The 10650-nt window shown below is 69.2% G+C and carries 9 protein-coding genes and 1 pseudogene; 7 read left to right on the top strand and 3 right to left on the bottom strand.

Annotated features, from left to right (window positions below):
* Nucleotides 1-105 (top strand): annotated as a pseudogene (locus H7F49_RS18235) (IS110 family transposase); the annotation flags it as partial.
* 266 nt (nt 106-371) lie between these two features.
* Here the strand turns inward: H7F49_RS18235 and H7F49_RS18230 are convergent.
* Complete coding sequence (locus tag H7F49_RS18230) at nt 372-1493, bottom strand: DUF2332 domain-containing protein (protein ID WP_235982320.1); 1122 nt, start codon at nt 1491-1493, stop codon at nt 372-374.
* 16 nt (nt 1494-1509) lie between these two features.
* On the opposite strand from H7F49_RS18230, the gene hisG reads away from it, so the two are divergent.
* The 6 genes from hisG to H7F49_RS18200 all read left to right on the top strand — a co-directional run bounded on the left by hisG (nt 1510) and on the right by H7F49_RS18200 (nt 7669).
* On the top strand, nt 1510-2190 hold the full coding sequence (gene hisG / locus H7F49_RS18225; RefSeq protein ID WP_185684993.1) for an ATP phosphoribosyltransferase: 681 nt from the start codon (nt 1510-1512) through the stop codon (nt 2188-2190).
* A complete protein-coding gene (gene hisD, locus H7F49_RS18220; protein ID WP_185684992.1) occupies nt 2190-3482 on the top strand; it encodes a histidinol dehydrogenase in 1293 nt (430 codons plus the stop codon). The genes hisG and hisD overlap by 1 nt, the downstream gene beginning before the upstream one ends.
* A gap of 55 nt (nt 3483-3537) precedes the next feature.
* Nucleotides 3538-4071 carry a DUF1993 domain-containing protein gene (locus H7F49_RS18215; RefSeq protein ID WP_185684991.1) on the top strand — a complete coding sequence of 178 codons (534 nt, stop codon included), beginning with the start codon at nt 3538-3540 and terminating at the stop codon, nt 4069-4071.
* Nucleotides 4068-4511 (top strand): transcription antitermination factor NusB, encoded by a 444-nt coding sequence (gene nusB / locus H7F49_RS18210; RefSeq protein WP_185684990.1) that lies wholly within the window; start codon nt 4068-4070, stop codon nt 4509-4511. The genes H7F49_RS18215 and nusB overlap by 4 nt, the downstream gene beginning before the upstream one ends.
* Nucleotides 4512-4576: 65 nt before the next feature.
* Nucleotides 4577-5458 carry a thiamine-phosphate kinase gene (gene thiL / locus H7F49_RS18205; RefSeq protein ID WP_185684989.1) on the top strand — a complete coding sequence of 294 codons (882 nt, stop codon included), beginning with the start codon at nt 4577-4579 and terminating at the stop codon, nt 5456-5458.
* 114 nt (nt 5459-5572) lie between these two features.
* Entirely contained in the window at nt 5573-7669 is a 2097-nt protein-coding gene (locus H7F49_RS18200; RefSeq protein WP_185684988.1) for a sodium-translocating pyrophosphatase, read from the top strand.
* A 78-nt stretch (nt 7670-7747) separates the two neighbouring features.
* Here the strand turns inward: H7F49_RS18200 and H7F49_RS18195 are convergent, their stop codons facing one another.
* Nucleotides 7748-8659 (bottom strand): hypothetical protein, encoded by a 912-nt coding sequence (locus tag H7F49_RS18195; protein ID WP_185684987.1) that lies wholly within the window; start codon nt 8657-8659, stop codon nt 7748-7750.
* A 91-nt stretch (nt 8660-8750) separates the two neighbouring features.
* Nucleotides 8751-9719 (bottom strand): AEC family transporter, encoded by a 969-nt coding sequence (locus tag H7F49_RS18190; RefSeq protein ID WP_185684986.1) that lies wholly within the window; start codon nt 9717-9719, stop codon nt 8751-8753.
* Nucleotides 9720-10650: the final 931 nt, after the last annotated feature.

The following is a 10650-nucleotide window of genomic DNA, read 5'->3' as shown; positions in this document are numbered from 1 at the left end:
ACCGCAGGAAAACCCCCAAAGGTCGCTCTCGTCGCCATCATGCGAAAACTCATCACAGCCCTCAACGCCATGATCCGCAACAAGCAGAAATGGGCTCTCGCCTAGACGGTTGCTCCCCCGTTGTGCTGCGCAAAACGGGGGAGGATCTCAACGTCCGCTCTCAGGCGCAAACGGTCATCGAAATCTGTCTACACCACTCTCCCCTCGTCGTCCCGGGCTTGACCCGGGACAGGGCTGTTCTTCACCGGCCATTGCCATGCAAGCCCTGCCCCGGGTCAAGCCCGGGGCGACGATTAGGGGGTGGTCGTTTGCTCGGTGCGGGGAGGGTCTGGATGTCCGCTCCTGGACGAAATCCGACCATACGAACCCGCTCACAAGCCCTCGAACCAGCGCACCCACTGCCCATGGGCATGGGCCTCGCCCAGCAGGACCTCCTGGCCATCACCCGGCCAGGTCCGCACGCGCAATTCGTGCCGGAAGGTGCTGCGGTTGGTCTCCAGCGTCAGCCAGGCCAGCGGCCGCTCGGCATCGGCCCGGCTTCCGGCCAGCTCCAGCGCGGCGGTGATCCGCTGGCGGGCCTCGGCGGGAAGGTATTGCCAGACGATCGAATGGTAGAGCACCCGCGTCAGCCCCGCGGTCTGCGGGCGGGAGAACTGGTGCTCGACCCAGTCCGCCGCATCGGCGCGAAAGACCCATGGCGGGCAGGCCCGCGCCAGGCGGATGACCGCGTCCAGCCGCTCGAGCCGATCGGTCATGTCGGCCCAGACGTAGCTCTTGAGCCGCAGCGCGGCTTGCGGATCGGCCAGATCGATCGGGGCGCTGTCGCAACCGGCAATCGCGGCGATGCGCACCTCGGCCTGCGGCGGGGGCGGGCCCTGCCAGTCCGGCCGGATCAGCACGGCCGCGCCCGCCGGGCCGCAGCGCACGCCGCCCAGGTCATAGGCGTAGCGTTCGATCATCGTGTTCGCCCCGGCGCTGGCCCCGATTTCCAGCAGCTCGAAGCCCGGTCCGAAGCGATCCGCCAACCACAGCAACCCGCCCATCAGCGCACCCGATCGCCCCGCCTCGTTGGTCTGGGGCGGACCATCGAACCAGCCGAGCAGCTGCGCATCGCGCCGCGCCACCGCTTCGCCGACGATGGCATCGATCGCGGGCTGATCGGTCACCTCGCCGCGATAGACCGGCGCGAGGATCGGCTCGGCCCCGCTGAGGTGCAGCCAGTGGAGCCCTCCGGCCAGGCGCAGCGGCATGGCCGCCTCCAGCACCCGGCCCGGCCACAATGCCATTCGCCGGCCGACCGCGGTGGGGCCGTCGAGCAGCGGCAGCATGGCCGCCACGATCCGCCCGGTCAGCGGCGAGCCGTTGCGCCGGCAGTGTTCCGCCTGCCAGGCAATGCCCTCGCGCGGGTCCCTGGTCTCCAGCGAGATCGCCGCGGGCGCGCCCGGCTCCTGCCCTTCGCCATCCCCCATGTTCTTGCCCTTTCTCCCAACCATGCCTAGAGGCCGGACCATGTCCGCCCAGCCGCATCTCCCGACGCCGCTCCCTTTGACCTTCGCGGTGCCCAAGGGCCGCATCCTCGACGAGGCGCTGCCCCTGATGGCCGCAGCCGGAGTGGTGCCCGACGCGGAGTTCCACGACAAGAAATCCCGCGCCCTGTCGTTCGCCTGCGTCGACAGTGCGATGCGGATCATCCGCGTCCGCGCCTTCGACGTGGCGACCTTCGTCGCCCACGGCGCCGCCCAGGCCGGAATCGTCGGGTCCGACGTGGTCGAGGAGTTCGCCTATCCCGATCTCTATGCCCCGGTCGATCTCGACATCGGGCACTGCCGCCTGTCGGTGGCCGAACCGGCCGAGCAGGCGGAACGGCCGACCGCGGTCAGCCACCTGCGGGTCGCCAGCAAGTACCCCAGCCTGACCCGCCGCCATTTCGAAGGCATGGGCATCCAGGCCGAGGTGGTGAAGCTGAACGGGGCGATGGAGCTGGCGCCCGGGCTCGGCCTCGCCAGCCGCATCGTCGATCTGGTGTCGACCGGACGGACGCTGAAGGACAACGGACTGGTCGAAACATCGGTGATCCTGCCGGTCACCGCGCGCCTGATCGTCAATCGGGCCGCCTTGAAGACCGACGCCCGGGTCGCTGCCCTGGTCGAACGGTTCCGGGCCCTGGTCGCCCAGCGGGATGCTGCCTGATGCTGCGCCTCAACACCCGTGACCCCGGCTTCGACAAGGCCTTCCGCCGCCTGGTTCGTGATCGCCGCGAAAGTGACGAGAACGTGGCCCGCGACGTGCAGATCATCCTCGACGATGTGCGCAACCGCGGGGATGCCGCCCTCGCCGAACTGACCCTGAAGTACGATGGCCACGCCCTGTCCGACGACGCCGACTGGCGGATTTCGGCCGAGGCCTGCCGCGAGGCCTTCGATGCGCTGGAGCCGGGCCTGCGCGCCGCGCTGGAACTGGCCGCACAGCGCATCCGCACCTATCACGAGGCGCAGCGGCCGGCTGATCGGGATCAGGTCGACGAAACCGGCGTCCGCTTGGGCGCGGTGTGGCGCGCCGTCGATGCGGCGGGGCTGTATGTGCCCGGCGGTCGCGCGGCCTACCCCTCGTCCCTGCTGATGAACGCCATTCCCGCCAAGGTGGCAGGGGTCGGTCGGCTGGTGGTGGTGACCCCCACCCCCAAGGGTCAGGTCAACCCGCTCGTCCTCGCCGCGGCGCACCTTGCCGGGGTGGATGAGGTGTGGCGCATCGGGGGCGCCCAGGCGGTCGCGGCGCTGGCCTATGGCACGGCGCGGATCCGGCCGGTCGACGTCATCACCGGCCCTGGCAATGCCTGGGTCGCCGAGGCCAAGCGCCAGCTCTACGGCGTGGTCGGGATCGACATGGTCGCCGGGCCGAGCGAGATCCTGGTGATCGCCGATGGCCGCAACAACCCCGAATGGATCGCCGCCGACCTGCTCAGCCAGGCCGAGCACGATCCCGCCGCGCAGTCGATCCTCATCACCGACGATCCGCTGTTCGCCGACAACGTGGCCGATCAGGTCGGGGTCGAGCTGGCCCTGCTGCCGACCGCCCGCACCGCGACCGAAAGCTGGAACAGCCACGGCGTGATCATCGAGGTGGCCAGCCTGGACGAGGCCCCGGCCCTGGCCAACGCCCTGGCGGCGGAACACGTCGAACTGGCCGTGGAGGATCCGGAACCGCTGTTCCGGGCGATCCGTCATGCCGGTTCGGTGTTCCTCGGCCGGCACACGCCGGAAGCGATCGGCGATTACCTGGCCGGACCCAATCACGTCCTGCCCACGGGTCGGCGGGCGCGCTTCGCCTCGGGCCTGTCGGTGCTGGACTTCATGAAGCGCACAAGCTTCATCCAGATGGACGAGGCCGCGATGCGCGCGATCGGACCGGCCGCGATCGCCCTGGCCGAGGCCGAAGGTCTGCCCGCCCACGCCCGTTCGGTGGAACTGCGCCTGGGGATTTGAGCGACGCCGCACGGCGCGCTATCCGTTTCCGCCCGTCTGCCGGAGCCCGATTGCCATGACTGCACCGCTGTTCGCCGCCACCATTGCCACCTTCCTGCAGCAGTTGCGTGCGCTGGACGGCCTGCTGGCCAAGGCACAGCAGGCCTGCACCGAGGGCACGATCACGGAGGCGGCGATCCAGGCAGCGCGCATCGTGCCCGATATGGCCCCGTTCCCCAACCAGGTGAACTGGGTTGTGGTCCATTCGATCGGTGCCATCGAGGCATGCCGGGCCGGTGACAGCCAGCCCGTACCGACCCCGCCGGCCACAACTCTTGACGAACAGCGCACCCTGCTGGCCGATGCGATTGCGCGCCTCTCGGCCATCGATCCGGCGGAGATCGACGAACTGGCAGACCGGCCCGTCACCTTCAGCATTCCTGCCCGGGGCATCCTGCTGCCTTTCGACGGCGCCGGATATCTGCTGTCGTTTGCGGTGCCGAATTTCTTCTTTCACCTGACGACCGCCTACAACCTGCTTCGCGGCCTCGGCCTGCCAATCGGCAAGCTCGATTACCTGGGCCAGCTGCGCATCAAGGACCAGACATGACCCTTTCCCCCCGGGCCCGCGCTGCGGCCCGTCTCGCCGCCGTCCAGGCGCTGTACCAGCACGACATGGAGCAGACCCCGCTGGCCGGGCTGCTCGACGAGTTCCATCGCCACCGGCTGGGCGCCGAGATCGAGGACGATCAGTACGTCGCCGCCGACGTGCCGTTCTTCGACGATCTGGTGAAGGGCACCCTTGCCCGCCGCGACGAGATCGACGCGATGATCGGCACCAAACTCGCCGAGGGCTGGAGGCTGGAGCGGCTCGACCGGACCATGCTGCAGATCCTGCGTGCGGGCGCTTACGAGTTGCTGGCCCGGGCCGATGTCCCCACGGCCACGGCGATCAGCGAGTATCTGGACGTGGCCCATGCCTTCTTCGACGCCAAGGAGGCAAAATTCGTCAACGGTGTGCTAGACGCGGTCGCCAGGGCGGTGCGCTGAGCGCGCCTGTCGGCAGATTCCGGCAGCTTCCCGGCGGCGACCCCGGCAGGTAGGATCGGCGCGCGATGACCGGTGAGGACAGCTTCATATCCGCCCTGCGCGCCATGGCCGGCCACCCCGCCGCGCGCGGCCTGGCCGATGATTGCGCGGTGCTTGAACTGGGCGGCGAGGCCCTGGTCCTGACTCACGACATGATGCTGGCGGGGGTCCACTACCTGCCGACGCAGGATCCCGCCGACGTGGCCTGGAAGCTGGTTGCCACCAATCTTTCGGATCTGGCGGCAAAAGGGGCGGAACCTGTCGGAGTCCTGCTGGGCTATCAACTGGCCGGATCGGACGACCGCTTCATTACCGGCCTGCGCGAGGTTCTGGACCACTATGCCGTGCCGCTGCTCGGCGGCGACACGGTGGGCGGCAGCGGTCCGCAGGCGCTCGGGCTGACCGCGATCGGCCGGGCGACGCACCGGCCGGTGCCGTCACGCAGCGGAGCCCGGCCCGGAGACCGGGTCTGGCTGACCGGGGCGGTGGGCGGCGCGATGATCGGCCTCGAGGCCCTGCGGGCGGGCCGGGGCGACAGCCTGCGCTATCGCCGCCCCCGGCCCCGGTTGGCCGATGGCATCGCCCTGGCGCCCCACGTCACCGCCATGATGGACGTGTCCGACGGCCTGCTGCTCGACGCGCTGCGGCTGAGCCGGGCGAGCGGGGTCACCCTGGCGCTCGACGCCGCGGCCGTGCCGCTCGACTGCCCGGCCGCCCGGCGTGACGAAGCCCTCCGCTGGGGCGATGATTACGAGCTGCTGTTCACCCTGCCCGCCGCAGTGCCCTGCCCCGTTGCGGGGAGCCCGATCGGCTGGGTGCAGGACGGCGCGGCAGGCCGACTGCGGCTGGACGGGGTCGATCTGACCGCAGAGCCGGGCCTGGGCTTCCACCACCAGCAAAAGCCTTAACGCGCATTTACGGTTGCGCGCGGCCGCAATCCTCCATAGCCCTTGGATTCGGCGACCCTGCGAAACGGCGGGGCGCCATCCGAGAGTAGGATCCACAATAAGGAGGGGCAGCGCGTGAATTTGGTCACGATCGCAATCGTCCTGGGGTTGCTCGCCGTCGTGTACGGCTTCATCACCAGCAGACAGGTACTCGGTGCGCCGGCGGGCAACGAGCGCATGCAGGAAATCGCCGCGGCCATCCAGGAAGGCGCCCAAGCCTACCTGAAGCGGCAGTATTCAACCATCGGCATTGTCGGCGTGGTCGTTGCGGCGATCATTTTCGCAACGCTGGGCGGCATCTCGGCGATCGGCTTCCTGATCGGTGCGGTGCTGTCGGGCGCGGCGGGGTTCATCGGCATGAACGTGTCGGTCCGCGCGAACGTGCGTACCGCTGCGGCGGCCCAGACCGGGCTGCAGGCCGGCCTGACCCTGGCCTTCCGGGCCGGCGCGATCACCGGCATGCTGGTGGCGGGGCTCGCCCTGCTCGCGATCGCGGTGTTCTACTGGTACCTGATCGGGCCGGGGGGCTACACCGTCGGCGGTGAGGACCGCACCGTGGTCCAGGCGCTGACCGCACTCGCTTTCGGCGCCTCGCTGATCTCGATCTTCGCGCGTCTGGGTGGCGGCATCTTCACCAAGGCGGCCGACGTCGGCGCCGACCTGGTGGGCAAGGTGGAAGCCGGGATCCCCGAGGACGATCCACGCAACCCGGCGGTGATCGCCGACAACGTGGGCGACAACGTGGGTGACTGCGCCGGCATGGCCGCCGACCTGTTCGAGACCTATGTCGTGACCGTCGGCGCCACCATGGTGCTGACCGCCCTCACCCTGAAGGCCGCCGGCGCCCTGCTGATGCCGATGATGGCGCTGCCGCTGCTGATCGGCGGCGTCTGCATCGTCACCTCGATCATCGGCACCTACTGCGTCAAGCTCGGCAGCTCGAACAACATCATGGGGGCCATGTACAAGGGCTTCCTGGTGACCGCGGTGCTGTCGATCCCGGCGATCTGGTGGGCCATCGGCTATGCCATCGGCGATATGGAGACCATGATCCCCGGCACCGCCTACAGCGGCCGGATCCTGTTCTACTGCGCCTTCCTGGGCCTGGTCATCACCGGTCTGATCATCTGGATCACCGAGTACTACACCGGCACCAACTACCGCCCGGTCAAGTCGATCGCGGCGGCTTCGGTCACCGGGCACGGCACCAACGTGATCCAGGGCCTCGCCATCTCGATGGAGGCGACCGCCCTGCCCACGCTGGTGATCGTCGCGGGCATCATCATCGCGTTCAAGCTGGCGGGCCTGATGGGCATCGCCTATGCCGCCACCGCGATGCTCGCCCTGGCCGGCATGGTCGTGGCGCTCGATGCCTATGGTCCGGTCACCGACAATGCCGGTGGCATTGCCGAGATGGCCGGGCTCGACGATTCGGTCCGGGAAAAGACCGACGCGCTCGATGCCGTGGGCAACACCACCAAGGCCGTCACCAAGGGCTACGCGATCGGTTCGGCCGGTCTCGCCGCGCTGGTGCTGTTCGCCGCCTATACGACCGACCTGCGTGAGTTCTTCACGGGCGTGACGGTCGATTTCAGCCTCGAGAACCCCTACGTCATCGTCGGGCTGCTGCTCGGCGCGCTCCTGCCCTACCTGTTCGGGGCCATGGGCATGACCGCGGTGGGCCGTGCGGCGGGCGACGTGGTGGTCGACGTGCGTGACCAGTTCGCCAACAACAAGGGGATCATGGCCGGGACCAGCAAGCCCGACTATGCCCGCACGGTGGACCTCGTCACCAAGGCCGCGATCAAGGAGATGATCGTCCCGTCGCTGCTGCCGGTGCTCGCGCCGATCGCGGTGTACTTCATCATCACCGCCGTGGCGGGCCAGGCCAACGGCTTCGCCGCGCTGGGCGCGCTGCTGCTTGGCGTGATCGTCGGCGGCCTGTTCGTCGCACTCTCGATGACCTCGGGCGGCGGCGCATGGGACAACGCCAAGAAGTACATCGAGGACGGCCACTACGGCGGCAAGGGCTCTGACGCCCACAAGGCCGCGGTGACCGGCGACACGGTCGGCGATCCCTACAAGGACACCGCCGGTCCGGCGGTGAACCCGATGATCAAGATCACCAACATCGTTGCCCTGCTGCTGCTCGCCGCGCTCGCGGCGCACTGAGGCAGGCTTCAACCTGGCGGAGTGACCCACTCCGCCCGCAGGCCCCGCCGGAGCGATCCGGCGGGGCCTTTCGTTGGCTCAGCGACAATGGAGGATGATCTGGCGGCGCGGTTTGTCGAACACCAGGCTGGAGCAGCCGGCCATCGCCTCGGTCCCGATCTGGAGAGCATAAAGCGCCTTGCCGGACTTGCGCGAGCCGGTCACCACGATCTCCCCGGGATCACTGTCGGCCACCGGGATCGCACTGACATTGCCATAGTCGGCGGTGCGGACCTGGATGGCGTCAAGGCGGAGCGGCCCCAGCGCCAGGGGGCGATCGAGCCGCAGGCGCCGCACCGGACGCTCGACCCCGAAGGCGAAGGTGGCCCGCCCGGGCGCTCCGACGAACTGCCCGCCCAGCGAAGGCGCCAGCACCGCGCCGGCGGCCGCGGTCGCCACGCTGTCCCGCCGGTCCAGCGCCCAGGTCACGAAAATGGTCTGTCCGCCGATCGTCAACGAGGTTCCCAGCCCGCGCAGGCCCATGTCCGCCAGCGGGAGGACCACGGGCCGTTCGCCCGCAACCGGCGGGCGGAACTGGAACACGACGACCGGATGCGGCACGGAGGCTGGGCCCAGATCGCCATCGAAGCCCGGCGCGGTGGGCCGTTCGAACCAGCCGACCCGCTTGCGCTGGTCATGTCCGACCACGGCATAGCGGGTCACCGCGGTCTGCCCGCGAACCAGCACCGGCCCCACCTTGGCCCCCACCTTGATCCACCCGCCCCGCAGGCCCAGCCGCGCGGCGGCATCCGGATTGAGCACCAAGGTGGAGGTGCCGTTGGCCTGCATGCGGAAGCGGGCCGGCTGACCGTTCACCGCGCCGGTGACCACCCGGTCGGGCGCAATGATCAGCGTGCCGGGGAGCGTGCCGGGCGGGGCGGGTCTGCCCGCCGCCGCCGGAAATGCCGTGAGGGCGCCCAGCCCTGCTCCCAACACCACGGATCGACGCATGATCGCTTTTCCTCCAGCGCGACCCGGGGTTCCGCGCGGGATGGCCAGCCGTGCTTGAATGCCCGGTGAATGGTCGGCAGGGCGGCTTGGGCTAAAGCCGGACGCCCAGCAGCAGCATCGTCGCGAGCAGGGTCACCGGACAAAGCACCACCGCCAGCAGCATGGCCGCGCTGCAGGTGTCACCATCTCCGGCGCGCTGTCCGAACACCGGGAAGATCGAGAACATCGGCAGCCCGGCCAGCAGGATCGCCGAGGCGCGCAGCATCGGATCGTCGATCGGAATGACCTGCAGCAGGATGACGACCAGGACCGGATGCAGCAGCAGCTTGCCCGCGACAACCGTCGCGATCGCCGCCCGGCGTCCGGCAAGGACGATCCCGGCCAGTCCCGCCCCGATGGTCACGAGCGCCAGCGCCGCCGAGGCGCCGGCCAGCAGATCGACCGTGCGGGCAAGCGGCGCGGGCAGCCGCCAGCCGGTCGCGGCGCACAGAGTGCCCAGGATGATGGCCCAGAGCAGGCTGGAGCGGAGCAGGTTGCGTCCCAGATCCGCGAGGGTCGCGCCCGCCGAGCGGCGCTCCCCGCCGCCGGCATCGATCAGGGCGAGCAGCAGCGGCAACAGCACGAAGCTTTCGAACAGCATGTTCAGCGCAATCGGCGCCGCCGCCCGCGCGCCATAGAGCTGGGTCAGGATCGGCAGCCCGATGAAAGCCGTGTTGGACCCGCTCATCCCCAGGGCGCGGACGGCGGCGACACCGGTGCCCGCAGGGGTGCCGGCGCCATGACGAAACCAGACGAACCCGGCCCCGAAGGCCAGGAGCGACGCCAGGGCATAGACCATCAGGTAGTCGGGCCGCGCAATCGCCCCGATCCGTGCGGTGGACAGGGCATGGAACACCACCGCGGGGGTCAGCACATTCAGCACGAACCGGCCATTGCTGGCGATGGTCGCCGGGGCGAACTGACCCAGCCGCGCCAGCCCATAGCCCAGCAGGATAATCAGGAAGACCGGCGCGATCACCCCAATCAGCATGGCCACGCCCGCCCCCGACACGCTGAACATCGCCCTCTCGCTCCCCCCAATGGCGGAGTGCTGCTAGGCCAAGCGACTTCCAGAGGCAATCGGCAGGCCGCCCCCTGGGCCGCTTGGGGGCGGTCGGACAGCCCGGTTTCGCCTGGGAGCGGACATGTGGATCCTCCCCGGTGCGGACATGATCCGCCCCGCTCCACCACCGTCACCCCTGACCCTGTTTCCGGCGTCATCCCGACCTCGCGCCCTTCGTCATCCTGAACTTGTTTCAGGATCCATCGCGCCCCGGGGCTGTGCCGCCGGAGATGAAGCGCAGGGGCAAGCTCTCACGAGAGAACCCAGAGCCGAACGAGAGGCACCATGGATCCTGAAACAAGTTCAGGATGACGGCTGAAACAAGTTCAGGATGACGGCTGAAACAAGTTCAGGATGACGAGATCAGGCGGGAGGGCAACGTCTCAAGGGCTGAGGTTGAGAAGTGGGGGGTGCGTTCCCGGCGGCTCCAGCCCAACGTCCGCTCCCCACCCCACCCGAACATCACGCGTCCCTCCTCCATCGTCGCCCCGGGCTTGACCCGGGGCGGGGCTTGCGTGGCAACGGTCGGGAAACAACAGCCCTGTCCGGGGCGCCTGACCTCCGCCGGGACAGGCAAGCCCGGTCCCTGGTCAAGCCCGGGACGACGATAGCTCTAACGATGTGCCTTTGTGCGGGCGCGCGAATGGGTCTTGGGCAGGTGATGCGCGCTGGCCCTTCGCCCAACCCTCTCCCATAAAGGGAAGAGGGCTAAGGCAGCTTCCCACCCCACCCGAACATCACGCTTCCCTCCTCCATCGTCGCCCCGGGCTTGTGTGGACGAGATGTGCTTTATTGGTTGCATCGGCCGGGATGCGCATCCCGGCCGATGCGGGCAGGAGGCCGATGTATCGGACTGGTTGCACAGCCGAGGTCAAGCAAGGCCCTGTCC

This window comes from Novosphingobium aerophilum (assembly GCF_014230305.1).
In the GTDB taxonomy this organism is placed as follows: domain Bacteria; phylum Pseudomonadota; class Alphaproteobacteria; order Sphingomonadales; family Sphingomonadaceae; genus Novosphingobium; species Novosphingobium aerophilum.
This window is presented reverse-complemented; position numbering and strand designations above follow the sequence as displayed.